Consider the following 23,451-nt stretch of genomic DNA (forward strand, 5'->3'; position numbering starts at 1 on the left):
CCACCCCTCAAAAAAGGGTGGTGCTCAAAATCCTTTTAAATCATCAAAATTTCACGAATATCCTCTTCGCTAAGCGTTTGTGTACCATTCTTTCCAGGATCGATAATTTCTTCCACTAACAGTCTCTTTTTCTCTTGCAGTTCATTCATTTTTTCCTCGATGGTTCCTCGTGAAACGAGCTTTATGACTTGGACGACCTTTGTTTGGCCCATGCGGTGGGCTCGGTCAGCAGCTTGCTCTTCGACAGCTGGATTCCACCATAGATCATAGAGGACAACCGTGTCTGCACCAGTTAGGTTTAGGCCAGTACCTCCAGCCTTTAAAGAAATGAGAAATAAATCTCGTTCGCCACCATTAAATTGCTCACAAATTTCAACTCGTTCTTCTGGAGGTGTTTGTCCGTCTAAATAAAAAAACGGAAGTCCTCGTCGAGTAAATTCACGGCCAATCAATCCAAGCATTTTTGTAAACTGCGAAAAGATTAATACTCGTCGGCCTGAGATTCTCGATTCCTCGATGATCTGCAGCAACTGTTCAAATTTAGCAGAACTTCCTTTATAGCCATCCACAAAAAGGGCTGGGTGACAGCAAATCTGGCGCAAGCGAGTTAAGCCAGCAAGGATTTTGATCCTATTTTTACGAAAGGTGTCTTTGTCTAAATGCTTTAACGTGTCTTCACGAAGCTTGGCCAAATAGGCAGCATACAGTTTTTTCTGGTCGGGAAGTAATTCAGCCGAGTCAACAGATTCGATTTTTTCAGGAAGCTCAGATAATACATCCTCTTTTAGTCTGCGTAATAGAAATGGACGAGCACGCCGGGCAACCTTTACCTTTGTCAGATGACTGAATTCCTTTAGTCCAAGAAAAAGTTCAGGAAATACGACATGAAAAATCGACCAAAGCTCCTCTAGGGAATTTTCGACAGGGGTACCTGTTAGAGCGAAAAGATGGTCTGCACATATTCTTTTTACCGCTCGTGCTGTTTGGGTTAATGGATTCTTAAAGGCTTGGGCCTCATCAAAGAAAACCGTGTGAAATTCTCGTTGTTCAAACCACTTGATGTCTCTGCGTAACAGCGGATAGGAGGTAATGACCACGTCTAATTCATCCATTTCTTTTGCCACTTTTAAGCGTTCCTCTTTTGTCCCGTCGATGACAATGGCTTGAACATCGGGAGCAAATTTCATGAGCTCATTAAGCCAGTTATAAGTTAAAGATGCCGGGCAAACTACTAATACAGGCTGTTTTCTTTCCCGTATCGTGGATAACTCCGAAATAATAAAAGCAATGCTTTGTAAGGTTTTCCCTAGCCCCATATCATCCGCTAATATTCCCCCAAATCCATAGTTAGCCAGAGTTTTTAGCCATTTAAAGCCTTTGACTTGATAATCTCTTAAAATGTCAGCTAATAAAGAGGGGACTTCAAATTCTAATTTTTCTGGATGGTAGAAGTCATCCAAAAACCCTCGGAATGATTTTTCAAATTCAAAGGTAGTCTGGTGATCAACCGAATCGAGCAGCTGAAGTCCTCTAACAATCGGGACATTCAAACCACTTTCTAAATCCTCATGCTGTTCAGGAACTGCACGAAGAAAGCGTTGGATTTCTTCAAATTCTCTCGTTTCCAATGATAGCAACGAGCCGTTTTTCAAACGATAGTACTTGCGTTTTTCCTCTAACGCTTGAAGGATGTCGCGAATTTCTTTATCTGCAATACCATCTAGTTGAAATTTGAATTCAAGCCAGTTGGTGCGTTCCTTTTTTACTTTTACACGAATTTGAGGGCGAGTATTTTCTCGAAAAATTCGATTTCTAACAGCTGTCGTTGCATATATTTGCACGTGCTTTTGAACCTTTGGAACAATGTAATACAAAAATTCATACTCCAGTTCTTCATTATGCAAATAATATCCGCCTTCTGTTTTTGCGAATTGGCCTTCTTCCATTAACTGCAGGATGTCCGCCTCTTTTTTTGTATCACGTAAAACAATGGAGCTTTTTTGATGATCCTCGAGTGGGTTAATCACCCAATTTTCATAATGAAATTCAAGCCCAGCAAGCAAACGATTTCCGAGTCGATCTAAGTAAAGCTTTGCCACTAAAGGTGACTTACCCATTCGACTTTTTATAGACTCGGCTATTTGAACATATCCCAGTTTTTTTAATCCTGGGAGCACTTTTTCAAAAAATAAATCAAGTTGCTCATTCGGAATGGGGATATGATTTTTTTCAGAAGTATAAAGCATCCCCTTTAGTTCGATGAGTCGCTCACTATCCTCCGTTTTCACTGTAAACAGTTTCCCTTCATGTAAAACAACACCATATGACTGGAAAATAATTAGGTTGGTTAAACCCTCTATGTTTAGGTGATAACCAGCATTCGATTCCTCCAATTTAATATGAATAGGGAGGTCTTCATTTGAAAAAGACAGTTGGTGAAAAGTTTGTCTATCATAAGTAAGCTTAGCCAAAGGCGCTTTTTTAAGAAAAGGTACAATCCGTTCCCAAGAGGAAGGGGGAATAAGTAAGTTGGTTAAATCAATGGCCATTTGACCTTTGTTGTACCATTTTTCATCATCCATCACATAGATTAACTGTTGCAGCATGGCATCCGTTTGTTGCTGAAAGCAATGTTGGCTTTGGTTATAAGTGAACGTATCAGAAAGAAGGAAGGGCGTGCCTCTTTTTACGTGCCCCAGTAAGCTACGAATATCCTTAACATGGTATTTACCTATTGTAAGTTTCACCGTAAAAAGATGTTCCTCATTTCCTAGTGAAACAGGTTGAAAAGTAAACTCTACATCTAAAACTTCTCTATTTTCAAAATGACGCTGATGGCCACTAGACCTATTAGGTTTATCGTTAAAAAGGGTTAATAATCCATTCGAAAGTTCTTGATGTTCTATATCGCTATCCTGGTGTAAGACCTTTTGCCGTTGCTTGTCCTGAATGGCAAGGAGAACAGCCGCAATATGCTGGCAATCTTTTTGGAAAGAAGCGAGCTTAGGGCAGCTGCATTTAGTCGAAAAACCACCATGGACATTTTTCTTAATTGTGACATAGAAATCTTCACCACCTGTGACCGTTGCTTCACATAGGTCCGGGCTATATGTTAAAAGCGTTACTTTATGATTACGATAAAAAGAGTCTCCTCTTTTGAAGGAGACTGTACCACACAAATCTTGAATGATCTTTTGATTTAATTTGATATCCAATGCTCTTCTCCTTCCAAAGTAAGTTACTATTTTTCTCATTATAATCTTTCATGAGTGAATAGAAAAGTTTTATAGTCTTATTGGAAGGAGACATCTTTATAACAAATGTTGAAATAAACCGGTAATATAGGATAGTCCCTTAACACTGAAAGATCTAAACCAGCTTACTTTACCTGGTTTTAAGTGTGGGTCCTCTACATATTCTTTATTCTTCGCAACCTTTAAGCTCTTATTAAAATAATGATCCATTTCCTTTTTAAGGGCTTCGGTAAACTCCTCGCTATCAATAACCACCATAGATTCGGTATTTAAAAACGCAGACCGGGCATCCATATTAAAAGCACCAATGGCACTCAAACGATCATCAAAGATAAAGGTCTTGGCATGGATAGAGTCTGGCCCTTGATATTCTAATACATTCACACCCTTATTAACCATGCCATTGATATGTTTGATATGTCCTGAATAGGCAATAACATTAGCCGTTGATGCTAACGAGTTTGTTAAAACAGTCGTATTCTCTGGCGCAACTTGTAATTTATCCATATAAGGAAGCATCGGTTTCGTTGGAATGACATAAGGGCTTTGTATGACAAGAGACCTTTTAGCATTTTTCATTAAATTCGTTAAATCGTACCATGCCCAAGGTTCTTTATTAAACCTTTGGATTGGATTATGAATAAAGGTAACCTTTTTAGTTGGAAGGGACATTTTCAACCAATCATAATAATTATTAAATAAGGTTTTATCCGATTTTCTTAAATTCTCCAGTTTCTCTTTTAATTGCTGGTTAGCTTCTTTGGCTTTCTTTTGTTGCCGTTCGGATAGCCTTTCTAATGGATGTTTTGTATATGGATGGTTCCATACTTCATTAAAGTACCCTTCCATTTGGTTGAGGACACTGCCTTCCTTTGACTCCGGCTCGGTATTAAGGATTAGAACATCTCGGTCATTGGTAGGGTTTTTCTCACCTTCTTCAACAAAATAACGATTCCCGATATTCCTTCCACCAATAACTGCATACTTATGGTCAATAATAAATAACTTATCATGGAGTCGATTATGCCACGTCCAAGGCAGGTGTGGATGAAACGGCTCATAATATTTAATTTCGACATTCGGGTGATTGATTAAGGCGTATTGAGTATCTTTTAAACTAAATCTTAGCCCATGGAAAATTCCATCCAGTAGGATTCGAACCTTTACACCTCGATCAGCCGCATCTAAAATCATTCCTAAAATCAAATCGGTAATGTATCCTTTATGAATGGCGTAATAAGCAAGATCAATCGATTCTTGTGCATTTTCCATTAGATTGACACGTGCAAGTCCCGCAAAGGTTTTTTCCTCTAATAAAATAACGCGGTCTTGCGAAGGTTCATTCCCATAGAACCTTTGTACTTGATGCTGTTCCTTAAAGGAGTTACTTATCTTTGGATGTTTATCTTTTAAAATAACTACTCCAAATATCGTGATATAAAGTAAACAAAAAATAAGAATAATCATAAATGCTCTCCTAACCTTCTTTATGGAATTTACCTCCTTTGAAACCCTGAAACTCCGATAATCATTGCTATTAGTTTGTTCAACATTTTTTACAATATGAAAGATCAAAGGGGAAATAACAACAAGTCCGTTAGGTGATATGAAAAAAAGCCACGCTTTTCCAAGTCGGAAAAGCGTGGCTTTTTAATTAATTTAGTACTATTTTTTCTTTCTCCATTTCCCATGCCGATACGATATAAGCAAATCCATTCATTAAGAAGTAGATCACATTTGATTGTACTCGTTCATATTCTCCTAAATACGTATTCAAAATAATACAGACGGAATATATAACAACAAAGAATAAAGCAATTTTATTAAAAATAGCCATGTTCATCATCCTTTCCATTAGGACTCTTATTGTTATCATATTTTATGGAAGCCAGTCTTATGCAATAGTCCATTCCTTCGATTGGGTACTAAAAAATTAAGCCCTCTTTTTATTTTTATGAAACGAAACCGAAACAGTTCCGTCTTATTATATATAAGGTATTTTCAGGAGGTTATCATATGAAAAAATTGGGTGTAATCGCCCTTATGTTATTGTTAAGTCTTTCGTTGTATGGTTGTGCATCTAAAGGAAAAGCTTCTCCAATAAATGACCCTAATCAAGCAAATGATTCAGAGCAAACAGTAGGTGAATCAGAGCAAACAAATGAAACTACAGAAGAAGTGAACAAGGAACAATCCGAAGCCGGTTCTGTAATGTATCATAATACTAAATATGGATTTGATTTCACCTTACCTGCCAGCTGGGAAAGTTATAAGATTGTGACTGAAAAGTGGGAGGGGCTTGCGTTAGATGGCTCACAAGGGGAAAAGGTTGTCGAAACAGGACCGCTAGTGTTGATTAGACATCCAGAGTGGACTTCTCAAAACATACGACAAGATATCCCTATTATTGTTTTTACACTCTCACAATGGGAATCACTTCAAAATGAGACGTTCCATATTGGTGCTGCACCGATTGGCCCAAGTGAGCTAGGACGGAACTCAAAATACGTTTTTGCACTGCCAGCAAGATATAATTTTGCTTTTCCAATTGGCTACGAAGAAGTTGAAAATATCTTAAATAACCACCCACTTTTACCAACTGAGACTTTCCAATAAGCTTCTAAAATGTGACAATTCATACCAGTAGGGGTTCTTTAAAATTACAATTTCCGAGGAAATAAAAGTTGGAAAGACAAAAAATTCATCTCTTTATGTAGAAAAGAAAACTCTCAGGAATAGGACTTTTCCTGAGAGTTTTTAAATTACACCACTCAACGGTTTTAAACTAAAATAATCTAATGCTTGATTAACATCATCCAAATCATGAATTTTTTTCTCGATACAAAATTGAATCACTAAGTCAAAGGTGTCACTGTCCGACAAAGAGTAACCGGCAGAGCTGAGAAGCTTGTCGGTTTCTTTTATGTTTAGCTCCAAAGCGAGGGCAAGAGAAATTATCGTGTTTTTCCTAGGGTGGTAGTTAGCGTTTGACCGTATCTTGGAAAATAGCTTACGGTCTAGTCCTGCTTTTTTGTAAATCTCCACATCGCTAGCTTCTTTTTTATCAATGTATTGAAATAAAACTTTCTGAAAAGTAGGTTTTCGTTTTGTTTTAATAAAATCTTCTAATTCGCTAGAGTGCAGGTCCTCGAGAATTTGATGCTCTATATATTTTGAGGAAATCATTGATTCCGCTAAAATCATTTTGTTTAAGTGATGATCGATATACTCCTGCAGCTCTTCTAGAATCATTCTATTTATCACAAAACATACCTCCTAAAAATGTCGCTTTTTAGGCGACCAACTAATGGTGATACATAGCTACTATTATATCATGATGAACTTGAGGAGGATGTAGAGATGACTAACAAACTCACGGAGATTATTTTCTTACTTGACCGCAGTGGTTCAATGGCTGGACTTGAAGGTGACACGATAGGAGGCTTTAATGCATTTATAAAAAGACAAAGTGAAGTGGAGGGGGAAACCTTAGTAACGGCAGTATTATTTGATAATGAGTATGAAGTATTATGGAACGGTATAGATGCGAAAGAGGTCAAACTGACAGAAAATGAATACTTCGTTGGCGGTTGTACGGCACTCTTGGATGCGGTTGGAAAGACGATTTTAGATGTAGGTTATAGGCTGTCTTGCACAAAAGAAGAAAATAGACCAGGTAAGGTGATTTTTGTTATTACAACGGATGGAATGGAAAACGCAAGCCGTGAATTCACCTATAAAAAAGTAAAGGAGCTCATTTTGCATCAACAAGAGAAATATCATTGGGAATTTATTTTTATGGGGGCCAATATTGATGTAGCCAAAGAGGCAGAAAATATGGGAATTTCAACGGATCATGCTTACCATTTTGAAGCTTCGGAAAAGGGTGTAGAAAAAATGTATAACATGATTTCTGAGGCCATAACAGAGAAAAGACGTTCATAAATTTTATGTTCAAAAAAACTCCTCATTAAAAATAGATATGAGGAGTTTATTTGAAGCATTTTTTTTGTTATAAATGGATTATTTCTATTCGTTTTCCACTAATTGATCTGAATTAAGGCAAGGATTTTAGAACAAAGCATATGACACTGTTATCTTCGTTAAAATTCCAATCAACAAAGATATCGAGTACCGGTTGGTTAAAAATCGTTTCAAAACGACCATCACGATGTAGATAGGATTTTTCTAATTCATCTTTTGTTATATTCAGTGTTTGTTGAAACCCTTTTGCTATCAGTGCTTTTTCGATTGGAACTAGAACACCAATCCTCTTTACCAAAAAAAGTTTATTCGTTATTTGGTATGCCTCAATTTTCTCAGGGCTTTTTTCAACCAATATACTAATTCGATTTACTTCATTAACTAAAGGCTCATGTTGTGGGAAGGAATCGATGTTCTGAACAGTAATAATGGCACTTTCAAATTCAACGATAATGGTTCCTGTATTGTTCGGGTAGTTCCAATCATGATAATAAGATACAACATCAAGCTCAAATTCAATTTCAAGTACCCCTTTTAATTGGGAAAGTAAATTTTGCATAACAATATTTCTCGAAATTTCAATATTATCTGAATTCCCGTTTTCTAGAAGAACAGTTTCCATTGGTGTAAGAAATCCCCGTATGTAAAAGACAAGAAAACGATTATTTAATGAGGCATGACACGAGTCTGGACCTCTTCCGAAATTTTTTCTTAATAATTTACTTGTCAAATTGCTGATACTTAAAAGGTTTTCTTGAATAGAAGCTTGCATTACACTCAGCCTTTCGAATATGAAGTGGTAGTATTCTATTTTTACTATTATTTCCTATTCTATTGCTAATCATGCTTTATTAAGTTACAGTTGAAAAGGATGGATGAATGGAAGTCATTATCTTTTTAATATTAAAATCGGTTGCGGTTCTGTAAATTTCATAAAAACTTTGTTTGGAAGATGGATAGACAATTTCGATTGAGCTCATGCATAAGCCAAAATAGACGCTCCATAAGGAGTTCTATTTTGGCTTTTTTGTTTTACATACCGCCAAGGGGTATATTGAGTGCATCCTAATTAATTTCTGAATCGGAAGGAATATTAACAAATGAAGGACCTCATTGTACAACTTTTTAGCACACTGCTTCCTATTTTGCTCTATCAAATGTTTGGGACAAAAGGTTACTCCTTAAATACAACTAAAAGAGATGTACTTATTGGATTCATGATTGGCAGTGTTTCAATTTGGCTTTGTATGTCTTTTCCGATATCCATTTTTGACGGATACTTATATGATTTACGTGATGTTCCGTTAATTATTGGAATTTTATATGGAGGTCCTTGGGTAGGGATTTCTCTATCTGCCTTTATGTTTGGTTACCGTGTTATTATTGGCGGACAGGGGATATACCTAACCCTTATATCACATATTATTGTTCTTCCATTTATTTTCTATCAAATCAAGAAGTTCCCACATTATTCGCATAAAAAAAGATTAAAGGTATCAACTTTACTTAGTTTCTTTTTATCAGTAATGGTTATGACAGTCTCTTTAACAGCAATCAGTTTAAGGTCTGGTTTTTATATAACAAAAGACATGGTTATTTTCTTTTTATATTTTGTTATATCAAACACATTAGGAATTAATATCTTGATTTTCTTAATAGAAAAACACCGGGAACACATACAAATTACAGACGAATTACAAGAAGCGGAGAAAATGCGTGTTGTTAGTCATCTTGCGGCTTCTATTGCACATGAAGTTAGAAATCCATTAACCGTTGTTCGTGGTTTTATTCAAATGCTTGCTAAAGAAAATATGAATCAGGAGAAATTGCAAGTTTTTGGTGAAATCATGTTAAATGAATTAGATCGTGCACAGATGATCATAACGGATTACTTAAGTTTTGCCCGCCCACAATCAGATCCAGAGAATCTTGAGATATTTGAGGTAAAAACCAAAATAGAAAAAGCAGTAAATGTGATGATACCCTATGCATTAGTGCAGGGAGTTGAATTTCATACAGTTGTTGCAAACCAACTATTTATTAGGGCGGAAAGAAGCAAATTGGAGCAGGTATTGGTAAACCTAATAAAAAATTCCATTGAAGCTATGCCACAAGGTGGCACGATTCAAATTAAGGCTGGAAAACAAAATAAATACGTCACGATTGATATCATTGACCAAGGGATTGGTATGACCCCTGAACAAATTGAACAATTAGGAAAACCATTTTTTACGACAAAGGAAACAGGAACTGGAATTGGAATCATGGTTTGTTATCGGATTATTGAAGCTTTAGGTGGCATCATTAAAGTTTCTAGTGAAGTAGGCAAGGGTACACATTTTTCAATCATGATTCCTGCTGAAATCATTCAAGAAAATGTAACTGAATAATTATAATAGAAAATATGACTTATCCATCTAGTGTCTTCCTCAAGGTTCTTACCTGGGGCAGGCACTTTTTTTGTGGGTGAGGAATGATAATTTTAATTCAATGCAAAATAAAAGGGTGAAAAATCTAGTGAAAAGGAGGGGAAAAGATGTCAAAGGATAAGACAACGCCTTCTTCCCAAGTGGACCAAAAGCAATTATTAGAAGACAAAGTAGAAGCTCTTCGAAAAAATAATTTTGAAGATGATCATACTCGACGTGTAACCTCAAATGGAGCAGATGGCCAATAATAAGAAAATAGGCACCGTAATCGTATACGGTGCCTACCTTTTTATGAGGCAATTTCTTTTCGATGGAATAATCCCATTACTTCAATCGTTTTCGTGATGTTCACAAAGGCAGTTGGGTCGACTTCATGAATGAGTGACTTCACTTCTGTTAATTCATAACGGGAAATGACAGTTATAAGGATATTACTTTTTTCGTTAGAATACCCTCCTACAGAATCAATGATTGTGACTCCTCTATACACATTGGACAACAAATGCTGTCTCATCTCTTCCCCTTTTTGCGTAATAATCATAAGGGTTATTTTGACATGATGAGTATGAATGGAATCAATCACTTTTCCGGTAATAAAAATGGAAACTAACGTATTTAATGCAGCATCCCAGCTTAAAAGAAAACCGGAAATCAGAATAACAAAACCGTTCATTGCAAATAACAATGTCCCCATCGGAAAATCCTTATGACGAGATAATAACATTCCGATAATATCAAATCCACCGGATGAACCAGCCGAGCGAAAAATAATCCCAATGCCTAAACCGACTAAAGCTCCGCCAAAGACAGAGGATAAAATAGAGTTACTGGCAATCTCATCAATCGGAATAAAATACATACTAATGGAAATAGTCACAACAGATAGTATCGTATAAAAAATAAATGTTCTTCCTAATTTTATATAACCAATGATTAATAATGGTAAGTTCAACAAAAAATTGTATATTCCTGCATTCAAAGGAGTAATCATTCCTAGTATGAGGGATAAGCCACTAATGCCACTGCTCATAATTTCATGGGGGATTAAAAATAGATTAAAGGCGATGGATACAATTATAGAACCTGTTATAATTCCAAGGATTTTCAATCAAAATCACTCCTAAAGTCAAGAGATAATAAACCTCATTATATAGGAGAATTTGCATAAATGAATTTATAAGATAATTTAAACTTTTATATATCTAGAATGCATACAACTTTAGTGGTGATGAATATTTATTCAATTGAAGAAAATGCTTTACTAATAAAAAAATGTAGACTATCATAAGATTGAATTAAATAAATGTGAACTACTAGGGGTGCCCTGTTTCGGGCTGAGAGGAAAACGGTAAGTTTTTTAACCCTTCGGACCTGATCTGGATCATACCAGCGTAGGAAAGTAGCCGTGTGAATGTTTTTTGTTCTCAGACTATTGAAGTCAGGTCCAATTTTTTTTGGATCTGGCTTTTTTTGTTTTTTTTAAGGCTCTTTTCTGAAACTTTGTTGCTTTTTCTTACTAATAGATAGACCTAACACAATATAAGGTGTAAAAACTCATATGAAAATGAAGAAAAGAGCTGAGCACTTATTAAGAGTGCTTGTAAAAATCCGGCTTTAGGGATTTTTACCAAAACCACAAACTATACGAAAACAGCTTATTTAAATGAATGGAGGAAAGTTGATGGATCACAACAGTATCAGTTCAACTCTGCAAAAGGTGAGGGAGTTAAATCCGCTTGTACATAATATCACCAACGTAGTAGTCACCAATTTTACAGCAAATGGATTATTGTCCTTAGGAGCATCGCCGGTAATGGCCTATGCACCAGAAGAGGTAGCGGATATGGCAAAAATTTCGCGTGCACTTGTATTGAATATTGGAACACTAAACCGTGAAGTGGTCGATTCTATGATTCTAGCAGGAAGAACAGCAAACGTTTATGGAATTCCCGTCATTTTTGACCCAGTTGGGGCAGGGGCTACTCCTTTCCGAACGGAATCCGCTCAAAAAATCATGCGTGAAGTAAACATATCGATCATAAGAGGAAATGCAGCTGAAATTGCCAATGTAGTAGGGGAAAAGTGGGAAATCAAGGGCGTTGATGCTGGTGAAAATCAGGGGAATAACTTGGAGCTGGCTGTAGCTGCTGCTAGAAGATTAAAAACCATTGTTGTGATTACTGGGAAAGACGATGTCATAACGGATGGAGAAACCACTTACTTGGTTTCCAATGGACATCCAATTTTAACAAAAGTAACAGGGACGGGGTGCCTGTTAACTTCTGTCATTGGTGCTTTTGCCGGAGTAGAAAAAGACCTTCTATTGGCAGCTGTTTCCGCTTTAACCTTCTATGGGGTTGCTGCAGAGAAAGCCGCTCTCACAAATAGCGGTCCGGGTAGTTTTCAAATAGAGTTTTTAAATCAATTATCACTTGTATCTGAGGAAGATATTCAGCAGCATGGTCAGTTCAACAAACGAGGGGAGTCTTTGTGATGAAAAAAGCCTTAACCATAGCAGGTTCAGATAGTGGCGGCGGTGCTGGAATCCAGGCCGATTTAAAAACCTTTCAAGAATTAGAGGTATTCGGGATGTCTGCTTTAACCGCTGTGACGGCCCAAAATACGTTAGGGGTGCAAGCTGTATACCCGATGACAGCAGAAGCAGTAGTCAAGCAAATCGAATCGATAGGAGATGACATGGGAACGGATGCATTGAAAACAGGGATGCTTTTTAATGCAGAAATTATCCAAACGGTTTCTGAAAAAATTCAAACTTACGGTTGGAAAAATGTCGTGGTTGACCCCGTTATGATTGCAAAGGGAGGAGCATCATTACTACAAATGGAAGCCATTTCTGCCTTAAAGCAATACTTATTACCGCTTTCAATGATCGTGACACCGAATATTCCAGAAGCAGAGGTTTTGACTGATATGTCTATTCAAACCCTTGCAGATAAAAAAGAAGCAGCTCAAAGGCTTTATGATTTAGGGGTAAAACATGTGGTGATTAAAGGTGGCCATGATGAAAATCATTTGGAATCAATTGATTTATTGTTTGATGGAAACGAATTTACCACTTTTTCAAGTAAAAGAATCAGCACTAAGAATACACATGGAACAGGCTGTACTTTTTCAGCGGCGGTTACAGCAGAATTGGCAAAGGGCTTAAGTGTCTATGAAGCCGTTTCAAAGGCAAAGAACTTTATCCAGGCAGCAATTGAGGATGATTTACAAATTGGGCGAGGACATGGACCAACTAATCATTGGGCTTATCGAAAAAGAAATTGGGTAGGTGTTGGGGGAAAATGATTACGGAACTATTAAAAGTCTATTTTATTATGGGAAGTACGAATTGCAGGAAGACGCCAAGTGAAGTATTGGAAGAAGCCATAGAAGGAGGAATTACTCTTTTTCAGTTTCGTGAGAAGGGAAGCGGAGCTTTGGTAGGTGAGGAAAAAGTGAAACTAGCCAAGGAACTTCAGCAAATATGCAAAGCCCATCAAATCCCTTTTATCGTGAATGATGACATTGAATTGGCTATTTTGCTCGATGCCGATGGTGTTCATATTGGGCAAGAAGATGAACCGGTCGCGGCGGTTCGAGAGATAATAGGCGATAAAATTCTTGGCGTGTCTGTTCATAGTTTGGAAGAAGCCATGATCGCGATAGAAGGCGGAGCTGATTACTTTGGATTGGGGCCCATTTTTCCGACTAAAACAAAGGAAGCTGCGAAGGAATCACGAGGTACCACTCTAATAGAAGAATTCCGTGCAAAAGGAATCACTATTCCAATCGTAGGAATAGGAGGGATTACAGCTGAAAATGCTGGTGTTGTTATGAAAGGTGGAGCTGATGGCGTCTCCGTTATTACTGCAATAAGCCATGCGGATTCTATTCGTGAAGCCGCAAGAGAATTGAGAAAAAGTGTGTTTGAGTCATTGTAGTCTTGAAAGCTGATTACCATACAACTAAAAACTAAATACCAGCACTGGGGGAGCCAAAATCGAAACAATAGGCTGAGATTAGACCACTAACACAAAAGGTCTTAAACCCTTGCACCTGATCTGGATCATACCAGCGTAGGGAAGTGTAAAATAGTGATAACTTATTACATGTACCAGTCTTGTAATCTCAGGAATGGAATGTATGAAAAGGTCATCCCTCAGTGCTTATTAAAAACATTGGAGGGATTTTTTTATGCGTAAAACTCATAAGCTCACACTGACAGCCATGTTCATCGCCATTGGAACCATTTCTAGTAATCTATTTTTTATTCCAATTGGGTTCACCAAGCTTTTTCCCGTTCAACATTTTATTAATGTATTATCTGCAGTGCTGCTGGGGCCATATTATGCGGTGGCACAAGCCCTATGTACCAGCTTAATAAGAAATATGATGGGGACCGGCTCTATTTTTGCTTTCCCAGGAAGTATGGTGGGGGCACTCCTTGCTTCGCTGTTATTTTTAAAAACGAGAAAAATCTATATGGCCTTTTTCGGAGAAGTGATTGGAACAGGAATCCTTGGGGCTTTGCTTTCTTACCCGATTGCCACATTCGTTCTTGGTCAAAAGGCGACGTTATTTGGGTTTATCCCATTATTTATTTTCAGCTCATTTGCTGGAGCATTAATCGGAGCTATCATTCTCTCGATCTTTTTAAAAAAGAAGGTAGTGATCTTTCAAAATATCCAACAACAAGATATAAAAGGAGACTAACCTAAAATGGAAAACACTCAAAATGAAATATCAATTGGTATAGAAGAAAAGCTACCACCTATTCAAAACTTACTATATGGCCTGCAGCATGTATTCGTATCAAATGTTTGGCTTGACCCGATTTTTGTAGCGGCCATGATTGGATTACCTTTTGCGATGGCGGCTAATATGGTCAACGCCATCTTTATTGCAGCAGGGCTCGTTACTCTAGTTCAAGCTACTAAACTAGTTCGACTACCAATCATACAAGGGCCTTCCGCCGCCTTTGATTCGATTATGATTTCAGCTGGTAAAGCCAATGGATTGGCAGCAGCCAGTGGAGGTATTTTTTTAAGTGCGATTATTGTATTTATTTTATCTGTAACGGGCGTGATTAATCGTTTGAAGGGTATTTTCACACCAGTGATCTCTGGAACTGTCATCTTTTTGGTGGGGATATCGTTATCAGGTTTTACGTTATATGAATTTTTAGGCGGGTCACCCGGGGATGAGAACTTTATGAGTTCATCCACCTTAATTTTATCGATTCCGACAGCGATCATTGTTCTACTATTGTCTCTTTTTGGGAAGGGAATCTGGAAGTCATTTTCTTTCTTAATTGCCCTCGTTATCGGGGATGTTATTGCTTTGATGAATGGAAAAACTAGCTTCTCTATGATTTCTGAAAAAGCCTGGTTCGGTTTGCCTCATTTCTTGCCTTATGGAGGATTAACCTTTGAGTGGAGCACCTTTATTACCTTTTTTGTAGCGTATATTGTTGCGGTAATTGAAGCAATGGGTGTTTACCAGGCTTCCGCATCGATGTTAAACACAGAGTTAGATTCGAAACGAATACGTAACGGCTTTGCCGGAGAGTCTGCTGGTTCGATGGTTTCCTCTTTAATTGGAGGATTTCCTACGACGGCGTATGCACAAAATGTCGGGTTATTACGATTAACTGGAGTTGGCTCAAGATTCCCAGTGATGGTAGCAGGCATTCTATTTCTAATTTTAGGGCTTGTCCCGAAAGCAGGTGCTCTTCTTGCCTTAACACCAGATGCGGTTGTAGGCGGTATCTTTTTACCAGCTGCAGCAACCTTAATCTACACTGGTATCTCAATACTAGCCAAGGTCGAAAAAAACGATAAGAATTATATGATAATTGGAATTTCCATCATGCTCGCCATCTCTTTACCTGATTTTGCATCCAATGCAAAAGGAATTATTGGAACCTTTTTCACCAACAGTATTTTAATCGGAGCGTTTATGTCCATTATTCTTCAGCTTATTCTTGTCAACATACCGAACCTACTTAGAAAGAAGGAACAATCATGAGAGAGGATTCGCTAAACATTACCAAAGACATACTACAATTCATTAATTCTAACGAGGACTCTCATTTTAACGACCTAGCCTTAAAGCTTTTTCGCTACCAATTTCAATATAATCAACCATATAAAAAGTTTTGCCAGAATCGTAAAAAAACACCGTTAACCGTGAAGCATTGGACTCAAATTACGCCAATGCCTATTCAAGGGTATAAGGAATTAACTTTATCATGTGAACCACTGGAAGAAGCGGAAGCCATTTTTATGACAAGTGGTACGACCAACCCGGAGGCAAAGGGGAAAAATTATCACCCTACGCTCTCCGTCTGGGATGCCTCTATGAGAGGACCATTTAAGCACTATGTTCTTCCTGACCGTGAAAAAGTTACTATATTTGTTTTATCGCCGGCTGCAGATTTGAATCAGAATTCTTCTCTTTCAAGGTACCTTACGAATGCGGTAACTTATTTTGGAACAGAAAATAGTCAATTTTTCTTTGATGAAACAGGCTTGAAAATGGATCAGCTTGTTAACGAATTGAAAAAATGTGAACAACGCCAAGAGCCCATTATGTTAATGGGAGCTACCTTCGCCTATGTTCACTTGCTGGATTATTTGAAGGGAAATGGGATACATTTTCAGCTTTCAGAGGAAAGTCGAATTTTTGATACAGGAGGTTTTAAGGGACAATCGCGTGAGGTTGAAATGGAACAATTATATGCGGATTTTCACCAGTACTTCCATATTAAGCGTAGTCACTGCATCAACATGTACGGCATGACCGAATTAAGCTCGCAAATTTATGACCAGACCATTCTATCAAACTATGAAAATGACTCACTTGTTTTTGAAAAAAAAGGTCCTGCTTGGGTGAAAACAATTGTATTAAATACCGATACTTTAGAGCCAGTTGAAGATGGAGAAACAGGGGTCCTTGCTCATTATGATCTCGCCAATTGGAATTCCTGCCTGGCCATTTTAACGGAGGATATCGGTTATAAAACGGAGCACGGTTTTAAACTTCTTGGTCGAATCAAGGGTTCAGAGGCAAGAGGTTGTTCCATTGCCGTCGATCAACTGCTGCAATCCAATCTAGGCGGTGTCAGGTAAAATGGAAATATCAGTGTTTCACGTACCAAAATCGGTAGAATTAACGGATTTTAACGAACAAATCATCCATGGTGCTACCGACTATGTTTTAAAATATCCAATCTTAACAAACGAAAAGATAAAAGAAGCTGCAAATGCAGTTCAGGTGAATCGCGATCAATATCTTGCTGCCCTCCCAGTCTATGAAATTGTGAAAAAAATAGATTTAGCCATTCAAAAATGGTTGGACCCAGAATACCCTTTACGAAAGTTAGCAGAGAAACTGATTCCATCGATAACTGGATATGATGCCGAAATGGTTCGTCTAGAGCTTAAAAGGTATATGAGAACGTTTCGGAAAAAAGAGCTGCTGCGCTTTTTGGATGAAGAGTTTGACCAGCCTGCTATGCTCGATGACTTTCATCCTAGAAAGTCTGGTGGCATGAGTCGAGCCTATGGACCAAGAACCATTTTTCATATTTTTTCAGGAAATGTTCCTGGTGTTCAAATTTGGAGTTTAGTCATGGGACTGTTGTTAAAATCAGCGAATTTAGGAAAAACATCGACATCTGAACCTCTACTGCCAGTTTTATTTGCCAAGTCATTAGCCGAAGTCGATGAAAGATTAGCCGAAACGATTGCCATTCTTCCATGGAAGGGTGGCAAAGACAATCTAGAAGAACCTGCCATTGAATCCGCGGATGCCATCATTGTATACGGCTCTAACGAAACTGTTCAAAATGTTAGACCCAAAGTTCCTTCTTATAAAAAGTTTTTAACCTATGGTCATAAGATAAGCTTTGCCATGATTGGAAAGGAAGTCTTAACTCCCGATCATTATTATGAAACAATCTATAAATTGGTTGAAGATATAGCCATTTACGATCAGCAAAGCTGTCTATCACCGCAAACCGTTTTTGTAGAAAAAGGTGGAGCCATTAATCCGAAGCAATTTGCCCAAATGCTTGCCGCGGAACTGGAACGTTACCAGAAAAAAAGACCAAGGGCAAAGGTATCGGATGAAGAAGCAATGACGATTCAGAAACTGCGAAATCGTTATCAGTTAGAAGCGATTCAACACGGAAAGGTTTTGGTCTATGCAAGTCCAACAGACACATCGTGGACCGTTATTTATCATGATGTACCAGGTTTTGAGGGATCCCCCTTAAATCGTTCGATTCATGTCTTTTCTTCAGAAAACTTAGAAAAGGATTCGGTATTAATCAAACCGTTTGAGCAATATATCCAATCGTGTGGACTGGCCGTCAAGCCAAATCGTCTTTTTAAAATGGCAAGTTTACTAGGTTCATATGGAGTTAACAGAATCTGTTCGATTGGGGAGATGAATCGTGCAAAACCTGGTTGGCATCATGATGGAGGCTTTAACCTGCTCGACTTAGTTCGAATAACAGATATTGAACGCAATGTGGAACACGATCTTGAATGCTATGATCCGGATGTGGAATAGAAGGAAGGGATAACGATGAACTTAAAGGGGAAAATCGTCTTAATTACAGGAGCAAGCCGAGGAATTGGGGCAGCTATCGCTAGAAAGTTTGGTGATGAAGGCTCCTTTGTCATAGTGAATTATTTGAAAAATAAACACCTGGCCGAAAACGTTGTCAGCGAAATCGAATTCCAAGGCGGTCAAGCGGTCGCCATCCAAGCGGATGTTCAAAATGAAAATCAAGTGAATGAAATGATGGCACAAATCATCGATTCCGTTGGAGGAATTGATATTGTGGTTAACAATGCTCTAAGTCATTACACATTCAACCCTAAAACGAGAAAAACAGCATGGGATATTGAGTGGGATGACTACCAGCAGCAATGGGACGGGAATGTCCGTGGTGCGTTTAACATTTGTAAAGCGGCCATGCCTCATATGAAGGAACAAATGTCAGGAAGGATCATTAATATTGTCAGCAATTTAATCGATTTCCCAATTGTTCCTTACCATGATTATTCCACTGCCAAAATGGCTTTACTAGGATTATCAAGAAACCTTGCCCAAGAACTTGGCGCCTTTGGAATCACCGTAAATGCCGTAGCACCTGGACTAACGTACCCAACGGACTCCAGCTCTGAGACGAAAGAAGACGTAAGACGGACCATCATCAAGTTAACACCAATGCGCCGTTTAGCACTGCCTGAAGATATTGCAGGAACGGTCCTGTTTTTAGCATCAGACCTAGCTAGCTTTATTACGGGACAGTGTTTGAATGTCGATGGTGGACTTGTGATGAAATAAATAGAAAGTGCCAGGAACAGTGGATAGACTTTGTCTATCTCCATACTTGGCGCTTTTTATTTTTCCAAAATTCACTTTGGAATTCAAAATCACAATAAACGTAGTATGGCACCTTAAGAATAAAGGACAAAAGAGAAAGAGTTCCACTGGAAAATGTCCATCATAAGGGTGATGAAGGACAAAACAGATAGAGTACCACTGGAAAATGTCCATCATAAGAGTGATGAAGGACAAACCAGATAGAGTTCCATTGGAAAATGTCCATCATCAAGGTGATGAAGGACAAAACAGATAGAGTCCCCCTGGAAAATGTCCATCATAAGGGTGATGAAGGACAAAACAGATAGAGCTTCACTGGAAGATGTCCATCATAAGAGTGATGAAGGACAAACCAGATAGAGTTCCATTGGGAAATGTCCATCATCAAGGTGATGAAGGACAAACCAGATAGAGTTCCATTGGAAAATGTCCATCATCAAGGTGATGAAGGACAAACCAGATAGAGTTCCATTGGAAAATGTCCATCATCAAGGTGATGAAGGACAAAACAGATAGAGTACCACTAGAAAAATGTCCATCATAAGGGTGATGAAGGACAAACCAGATAGAGTTCCATTGGAAAATGTCCATCAGCAAAGACTATGAAGAACAAAACTCATCAAGATCAATAAAAACTATTTAGTCAGGCACCCAGTAGTGACGTAAGTCTTTTTGTGGTGCCTGACTATTTTTAGATATAATGATTGTTAACTAATACTTTGAAGTATGAAAAGGGGTATCGGACTAGATGGCAATTTATGTGGCACTATTAAGAGGTATCAACGTAGGTGGGAAAAATATCATAAAAATGGCGGACTTGAAACATACATTTGAGACTATTGGATTGAGTCGAGTTAAAACGTATATCCAAAGTGGGAATGTACTGTTCGAATCTGAAAAAGAAGAAATTACCTTAAGAAATCAACTAGAGAATAAAATTCAAGAGGTTTTTGGTTTATCTGTCCCCATCACCTTAAGAACGGCAGATGAATTTAAATTAGTTGCCGAGAATTGCCCCTTCACTGACGCGGAGATTTCTGCTGCAGAAGCATCAGCGGAGGGAGAGAGTCTTTACGTTGCATTTTTAACTGAGGAACCCCATTTAGGAGGGTATCGAAAAATTCAGTTCATATAAAGATGAAAAGGAAGATTATAAAATCATAAAACGAGAAGTATACCTTCTATTCAGTAAAAGTATACGAAATTCTAAACTTGCCAATAACCTTCAAAAACTAGACGCTTCGGCGACAACTAGAAATTGGAAAACGATAAACAAGCTAGTCTCTCTTATAACCGATATGGAATCGTAACATCATTTATCTATTGTTCGATCTTAATGAAAGCTTCCTTTGCCCAAAACTTCTATACATTTCCCATTTATAGGTAGTATGATGAAAATGTATATTTGATTCATACGTATGAGGTGAGCCTTTGTTAACATACACTCGTTTAATCATGATTTTCCTATTATCTTTTGTCTATTACAAGATGATTCCAGAAGACAACTCGCAGTTGAAATGGTTTGTCCTAGCGGCTGGGGTGCTATTTTTCCTTAATCATTTTCTAATTTTTTCGGCAAAGTTGAAGAAAAGGGTTCTAATTTTCCTTTTCGTTGATATTCTTCTTAGCTTTACATACGGAATCTTATTTCCAGGAAACACGCTTTATTTAATTTTCCTAGGAGTCGTTTCAGTAACTGTCTTTATCAATATATCTGATAAAAAGCTCTTACAACTTTGCTCGGCCATTGGTTTCGTTTTATGGGTGTTGGTGGAGGTGTATTGGTGGAAAGTTACGGGTTCTCCCGATTTACTAGATAATATGATCAGCGTATCCTTCGTTGTTTTCGGGGCAGTTGTCGGAGATTTGATACGGAAGTTACTGGCCGCTAGAGAAACGATGAATCAGCAATTGGAAGAATTACATGATTCCCATAATGCCTTGTCAGAAGCCCATACACAGCTACAAAGCTATTCCAAACAAGTAGAAGAATTAACCACAATTCGTGAACGGAACCGGATTGCACGAGAAATTCATGATACGGTTGGTCATAAAATGACAGCATTACTCGTTCAATTGGAGCTGAGCAAGGCTCTATTAAAACTAGATATAGAGAAATCAGAAGAAACAATGGTAGTTTGTGAGAATCTGGCTAGAGATGCTCTTCAGGAAATTCGTTTGTCCGTCAGAACTCTTCACCAGGAAGATGAGGATCAACAACCTGTGATTCCTGCTATTCGAAAGCTAATGGCCGATTTTTATCAAACGACACAGATGGAATCTATTCTGGAGTTAAGCGGTGATCCAGCTATCATTCCTATCTCCCTGCAGCCTACGATTATTCGCATCGTTCAGGAATCTCTCACCAATGCGAAGAGACATGGAGCGGCTACTACTTATCTATTAAAAATGGATTGCTCAGAAGAAACGTTATCCATATTTATTGAGGATAACGGAAAAGGTTCCCTATCGATACAGCCTGGGTTTGGACTCATTAATATGAAGGAACGGATTGAAGAACATGGAGGATCCGTGCGTTTTGAAAGTGTCAAAGGCGAAGGGTTTCGGATGAACGTTCATTTTCCACTTTTAAAAAGAACATGGAGAACGGGGGGAGTAAGATGATCAAAATAATGATTGTTGATGATCAACCATTGATTAGAGACGGGTTGGCCACATTACTAGGACTTCGACCTGAACTAGAGATTGTTGGGACGGCGGGTGACGGAAATGAAGCCTATGAAAAAGCTCAACAATTACAGCCTGATATTGTCTTAATGGATATCCGAATGCCGGGGACTAACGGGGTTGTGGCTACTAGATTAATCACAAACAATATAACCGAAGTAAAGGTGCTCATGTTAACCACCTTTAAAGATAGCGAGTTAATTTTTGAAGCATTACAAGAGGGTGCTAGCGGTTATTTGCTAAAGGACATGTCAACTGACACTATCGTAAAAGCGATCATGACGGTTCACTCTGGAGGAATCGTTCTGCCACCAGATATAACAGGACAAATGGTTAAAGAATTGAAAAAGACAAAGGAATTAGAACCCTCTCACGAAAAGATTGAGACTCCAATAAATATCCAGGAGTTAACCGAAAGAGAGCTTGAGGTACTAAAGCAGCTTGGATATGGCTTTAGCAATAAAGAGATTTCTAATGTCCTTTTTATAACAGAAGGTACTGTTAAAAATCATGTCTCCAATCTAATTAATAAACTTGAGCTTCGTGACCGCACTCAAGCTGCTATCTTTGCGGTTCGATACGGAATTACCACTTTTGAATAATCTTTAAGCATATGACTTTTGGCATAGATGAATGATAAAAAGGCCTGCATGGGTCTTTTTTTATTGGATTTAATTCTATCCTGCGCTACATGGAAACATTTTCTTCTTGATATACAATGAATGTAGAAATTAGGAAAAAGGAGTGTTCTCACATGTTAATCGTGAATGATATAAAAAAATCGTTTGATAAAAAAGAAGTTGTACGCGGCGTGTCGTTTTCCGTCAATAAAGGTGAATCTTTCGGATTGCTGGGACCTAATGGTGCGGGAAAATCTACTACGATCAGCATGATTTGCGGTCTGCTAACCTACGATTCTGGCGAGGTAACGGTAGACGGAATTTCAGTTAAGAAAAATCCTCTTGATATAAAAAAGAAAATCGGAGTCGTACCACAAGAAATTGCGCTTTATCCCACCATGTCAGCAAAAGAAAATTTACTATTTTGGGGAAAAATGTATGGACTATCAGGTAAGGAAGCGAAAAAACGGGCAGACGAAGTTTTAGAATATGTGGGTTTAAGTGATCGTGCCAAGGATAAGATAGAAACTTTTTCCGGCGGGATGAAAAGACGCATTAATATCGGAGCATCGTTAATGCATGAGCCTGAACTTCTCATTATGGATGAACCGACCGTAGGAATTGACCCGCAAAGCCGCAATCATATATTAGAGACGGTAAAGCAGTTAAATCAAAATGGAATGACGGTTATTTATACAAGCCATTACATGGAAGAAGTAGAGTTTTTATGCGACCGTATTGGTATCGTCGATCAAGGAAAAATGATCGCCTTAGGAACGAAGACGGATTTAGTAAACCGTCTAGCGGGTGGAACGATGATTAAACTAACTGTCGATGCCTTAAACGAAACATTTATTTCTTCATTAAAAAGTGTAACAAATGTAGAAAAAGTGCTCGTCCAGCCCGAAAGCAAAACGGTAGAAGTTTTTGTTCAAAACCATCAACAAGCATTTGGGGAAATCATTGCCACCGCTATGGAAAATCAAATCCAGGTGCTTTCCTTTGAAGTTCAGGAACCAAATTTAGAAAGTCTCTTCCTCTCATTAACAGGAAGAACACTTCGTGATTAAGGGA

At 38.1% G+C, this 23,451-nt stretch carries 22 protein-coding genes and 2 riboswitches; of the genes, 16 read left to right on the plus strand and 6 right to left on the minus strand.

Annotated features, from left to right (window positions below; translation table 11 throughout):
* Nucleotides 1-35 precede the first annotated feature (35 nt).
* The 3 genes from ACSBPO_RS03565 to ACSBPO_RS03575 all read right to left on the minus strand — a co-directional run bounded on the left by ACSBPO_RS03565 (nt 36) and on the right by ACSBPO_RS03575 (nt 5,091).
* The gene (locus tag ACSBPO_RS03565) at nt 36-3,215 is read right to left on the minus strand and encodes a DEAD/DEAH box helicase (RefSeq protein ID WP_442598709.1); all 3,180 of its coding nucleotides are present in this window, start codon (nt 3,213-3,215) and stop codon (nt 36-38) included.
* 96 nt (nt 3,216-3,311) lie between these two features.
* Nucleotides 3,312-4,721, minus strand: a complete 1,410-nt coding sequence (locus ACSBPO_RS03570) for a phospholipase D-like domain-containing protein (protein ID WP_442598710.1) — start codon at nt 4,719-4,721, stop codon at nt 3,312-3,314.
* Between the two features lie 187 nt (nt 4,722-4,908).
* Nucleotides 4,909-5,091 carry a hypothetical protein gene (locus ACSBPO_RS03575; protein WP_442598711.1) on the minus strand — a complete coding sequence of 61 codons (183 nt, stop codon included), beginning with the start codon at nt 5,089-5,091 and terminating at the stop codon, nt 4,909-4,911.
* A gap of 179 nt (nt 5,092-5,270) precedes the next feature.
* Between ACSBPO_RS03575 and ACSBPO_RS03580 the strand changes: the two genes are divergently transcribed.
* Nucleotides 5,271-5,870 (plus strand): hypothetical protein, encoded by a 600-nt coding sequence (locus tag ACSBPO_RS03580; protein ID WP_442598712.1) that lies wholly within the window; start codon nt 5,271-5,273, stop codon nt 5,868-5,870.
* Nucleotides 5,871-6,011: 141 nt separating this feature from the next.
* On the opposite strand, the gene ACSBPO_RS03585 is transcribed toward ACSBPO_RS03580, so the two are convergent.
* A complete protein-coding gene (locus ACSBPO_RS03585) occupies nt 6,012-6,518 on the minus strand; it encodes a hypothetical protein (RefSeq protein WP_442598713.1) in 507 nt (168 codons plus the stop codon).
* A 96-nt stretch (nt 6,519-6,614) separates the two neighbouring features.
* Between ACSBPO_RS03585 and ACSBPO_RS03590 the strand changes: the two genes are divergently transcribed.
* Nucleotides 6,615-7,199, plus strand: coding sequence for a vWA domain-containing protein (locus ACSBPO_RS03590; protein WP_442598714.1), 585 nt, complete (start codon nt 6,615-6,617; stop codon nt 7,197-7,199).
* A gap of 112 nt (nt 7,200-7,311) precedes the next feature.
* Here ACSBPO_RS03590 and ACSBPO_RS03595 read toward each other — a convergent pair whose 3' ends face one another.
* Nucleotides 7,312-8,010, minus strand: coding sequence for a Na-translocating system protein MpsC family protein (locus tag ACSBPO_RS03595; RefSeq protein ID WP_442598715.1), 699 nt, complete (start codon nt 8,008-8,010; stop codon nt 7,312-7,314).
* Nucleotides 8,011-8,338: 328 nt separating this feature from the next.
* Between ACSBPO_RS03595 and ACSBPO_RS03600 the strand changes: the two genes are divergently transcribed.
* Both ACSBPO_RS03600 and ACSBPO_RS03605 read left to right on the plus strand, forming a co-directional pair.
* Nucleotides 8,339-9,628: an ATP-binding protein gene (locus ACSBPO_RS03600; protein WP_442598716.1), complete on the plus strand. Its 1,290-nt coding sequence runs from the start codon at nt 8,339-8,341 to the stop codon at nt 9,626-9,628.
* Nucleotides 9,629-9,774: 146 nt separating this feature from the next.
* A complete protein-coding gene (locus ACSBPO_RS03605; protein WP_442598717.1) occupies nt 9,775-9,915 on the plus strand; it encodes a hypothetical protein in 141 nt (46 codons plus the stop codon).
* 41 nt (nt 9,916-9,956) lie between these two features.
* On the opposite strand, the gene ACSBPO_RS03610 is transcribed toward ACSBPO_RS03605, so the two are convergent.
* Nucleotides 9,957-10,775, minus strand: a complete 819-nt coding sequence (locus ACSBPO_RS03610) for a YitT family protein (RefSeq protein ID WP_442598718.1) — start codon at nt 10,773-10,775, stop codon at nt 9,957-9,959.
* Nucleotides 10,776-10,972: 197 nt separating this feature from the next.
* Nucleotides 10,973-11,082: riboswitch (TPP riboswitch) on the plus strand.
* Nucleotides 11,083-11,348: 266 nt separating this feature from the next.
* On the opposite strand from ACSBPO_RS03610, the gene thiM reads away from it, so the two are divergent.
* From thiM to ACSBPO_RS03670, 12 genes are all read left to right on the plus strand, one after another.
* Nucleotides 11,349-12,161, plus strand: a complete 813-nt coding sequence (gene thiM / locus ACSBPO_RS03615; RefSeq protein WP_442598719.1) for a hydroxyethylthiazole kinase — start codon at nt 11,349-11,351, stop codon at nt 12,159-12,161.
* Complete coding sequence (gene thiD, locus ACSBPO_RS03620; protein ID WP_442598720.1) at nt 12,161-12,976, plus strand: bifunctional hydroxymethylpyrimidine kinase/phosphomethylpyrimidine kinase; 816 nt, start codon at nt 12,161-12,163, stop codon at nt 12,974-12,976. The genes thiM and thiD overlap by 1 nt, the downstream gene beginning before the upstream one ends.
* Nucleotides 12,973-13,611 carry a thiamine phosphate synthase gene (thiE, locus tag ACSBPO_RS03625; protein WP_442598721.1) on the plus strand — a complete coding sequence of 213 codons (639 nt, stop codon included), beginning with the start codon at nt 12,973-12,975 and terminating at the stop codon, nt 13,609-13,611. Before thiD ends, thiE begins: the two co-directional genes overlap by 4 nt.
* Before the next feature lie 36 nt (nt 13,612-13,647).
* Nucleotides 13,648-13,770: riboswitch (TPP riboswitch) on the plus strand.
* Between the two features lie 94 nt (nt 13,771-13,864).
* Nucleotides 13,865-14,383, plus strand: coding sequence for an energy coupling factor transporter S component ThiW (gene thiW / locus ACSBPO_RS03630; RefSeq protein ID WP_442598722.1), 519 nt, complete (start codon nt 13,865-13,867; stop codon nt 14,381-14,383).
* A gap of 6 nt (nt 14,384-14,389) precedes the next feature.
* On the plus strand, nt 14,390-15,697 hold the full coding sequence (locus tag ACSBPO_RS03635) for a solute carrier family 23 protein (RefSeq protein ID WP_442598723.1): 1,308 nt from the start codon (nt 14,390-14,392) through the stop codon (nt 15,695-15,697).
* Nucleotides 15,694-16,800 (plus strand): LuxE/PaaK family acyltransferase, encoded by a 1,107-nt coding sequence (locus ACSBPO_RS03640; protein WP_442598724.1) that lies wholly within the window; start codon nt 15,694-15,696, stop codon nt 16,798-16,800. Before ACSBPO_RS03635 ends, ACSBPO_RS03640 begins: the two co-directional genes overlap by 4 nt.
* Nucleotide 16,801: 1 nt before the next feature.
* Nucleotides 16,802-18,247, plus strand: coding sequence for an acyl-CoA reductase (locus ACSBPO_RS03645; protein WP_442598725.1), 1,446 nt, complete (start codon nt 16,802-16,804; stop codon nt 18,245-18,247).
* 15 nt (nt 18,248-18,262) lie between these two features.
* The gene (locus ACSBPO_RS03650) at nt 18,263-19,030 is read left to right on the plus strand and encodes a 3-oxoacyl-ACP reductase (protein WP_442598726.1); all 768 of its coding nucleotides are present in this window, start codon (nt 18,263-18,265) and stop codon (nt 19,028-19,030) included.
* 787 nt (nt 19,031-19,817) lie between these two features.
* On the plus strand, nt 19,818-20,204 hold the full coding sequence (locus tag ACSBPO_RS03655) for a DUF1697 domain-containing protein (protein WP_442598727.1): 387 nt from the start codon (nt 19,818-19,820) through the stop codon (nt 20,202-20,204).
* A 296-nt stretch (nt 20,205-20,500) separates the two neighbouring features.
* A complete protein-coding gene (locus ACSBPO_RS03660; RefSeq protein WP_442598728.1) occupies nt 20,501-21,694 on the plus strand; it encodes a sensor histidine kinase in 1,194 nt (397 codons plus the stop codon).
* Nucleotides 21,691-22,359, plus strand: a complete 669-nt coding sequence (locus tag ACSBPO_RS03665; protein ID WP_442598729.1) for a response regulator — start codon at nt 21,691-21,693, stop codon at nt 22,357-22,359. Before ACSBPO_RS03660 ends, ACSBPO_RS03665 begins: the two co-directional genes overlap by 4 nt.
* A gap of 152 nt (nt 22,360-22,511) precedes the next feature.
* Nucleotides 22,512-23,447, plus strand: coding sequence for an ABC transporter ATP-binding protein (locus tag ACSBPO_RS03670; RefSeq protein WP_442598730.1), 936 nt, complete (start codon nt 22,512-22,514; stop codon nt 23,445-23,447).
* Nucleotides 23,448-23,451: the final 4 nt, after the last annotated feature.

The organism is Neobacillus sp. D3-1R (assembly GCF_052180215.1).
GTDB lineage: Bacteria > Bacillota > Bacilli > Bacillales > Cytobacillaceae > Pseudoneobacillus.

Excerpts from the sequence above, each read along its gene's own strand:
- ACSBPO_RS03640 (WP_442598724.1), top strand. The coding sequence starts at position 15,694 with ATGAGAGAGGATTCGCTAAACATTACCAAAGACATACTACAATTCATT.
- ACSBPO_RS03645 (WP_442598725.1), top strand. The coding sequence starts at position 16,802 with ATGGAAATATCAGTGTTTCACGTACCAAAATCGGTAGAATTAACGGAT.
- ACSBPO_RS03590 (WP_442598714.1), top strand. The coding sequence starts at position 6,615 with ATGACTAACAAACTCACGGAGATTATTTTCTTACTTGACCGCAGTGGT.
- ACSBPO_RS03605 (WP_442598717.1), top strand. The coding sequence starts at position 9,775 with ATGTCAAAGGATAAGACAACGCCTTCTTCCCAAGTGGACCAAAAGCAA.
- thiE (WP_442598721.1), top strand. The coding sequence starts at position 12,973 with ATGATTACGGAACTATTAAAAGTCTATTTTATTATGGGAAGTACGAAT.
- thiD (WP_442598720.1), top strand. The coding sequence starts at position 12,161 with ATGAAAAAAGCCTTAACCATAGCAGGTTCAGATAGTGGCGGCGGTGCT.
- ACSBPO_RS03670 (WP_442598730.1), top strand. The coding sequence starts at position 22,512 with ATGTTAATCGTGAATGATATAAAAAAATCGTTTGATAAAAAAGAAGTT.
- ACSBPO_RS03665 (WP_442598729.1), top strand. The coding sequence starts at position 21,691 with ATGATCAAAATAATGATTGTTGATGATCAACCATTGATTAGAGACGGG.
- ACSBPO_RS03595 (WP_442598715.1), bottom strand. The coding sequence starts at position 8,010 with ATGCAAGCTTCTATTCAAGAAAACCTTTTAAGTATCAGCAATTTGACA.
- ACSBPO_RS03635 (WP_442598723.1), top strand. The coding sequence starts at position 14,390 with ATGGAAAACACTCAAAATGAAATATCAATTGGTATAGAAGAAAAGCTA.
- ACSBPO_RS03575 (WP_442598711.1), bottom strand. The coding sequence starts at position 5,091 with ATGGCTATTTTTAATAAAATTGCTTTATTCTTTGTTGTTATATATTCC.
- thiW (WP_442598722.1), top strand. The coding sequence starts at position 13,865 with ATGCGTAAAACTCATAAGCTCACACTGACAGCCATGTTCATCGCCATT.
- ACSBPO_RS03580 (WP_442598712.1), top strand. The coding sequence starts at position 5,271 with ATGAAAAAATTGGGTGTAATCGCCCTTATGTTATTGTTAAGTCTTTCG.
- ACSBPO_RS03600 (WP_442598716.1), top strand. The coding sequence starts at position 8,339 with ATGAAGGACCTCATTGTACAACTTTTTAGCACACTGCTTCCTATTTTG.
- ACSBPO_RS03650 (WP_442598726.1), top strand. The coding sequence starts at position 18,263 with ATGAACTTAAAGGGGAAAATCGTCTTAATTACAGGAGCAAGCCGAGGA.
- ACSBPO_RS03655 (WP_442598727.1), top strand. The coding sequence starts at position 19,818 with ATGGCAATTTATGTGGCACTATTAAGAGGTATCAACGTAGGTGGGAAA.
- ACSBPO_RS03570 (WP_442598710.1), bottom strand. The coding sequence starts at position 4,721 with ATGATTATTCTTATTTTTTGTTTACTTTATATCACGATATTTGGAGTA.
- thiM (WP_442598719.1), top strand. The coding sequence starts at position 11,349 with ATGGATCACAACAGTATCAGTTCAACTCTGCAAAAGGTGAGGGAGTTA.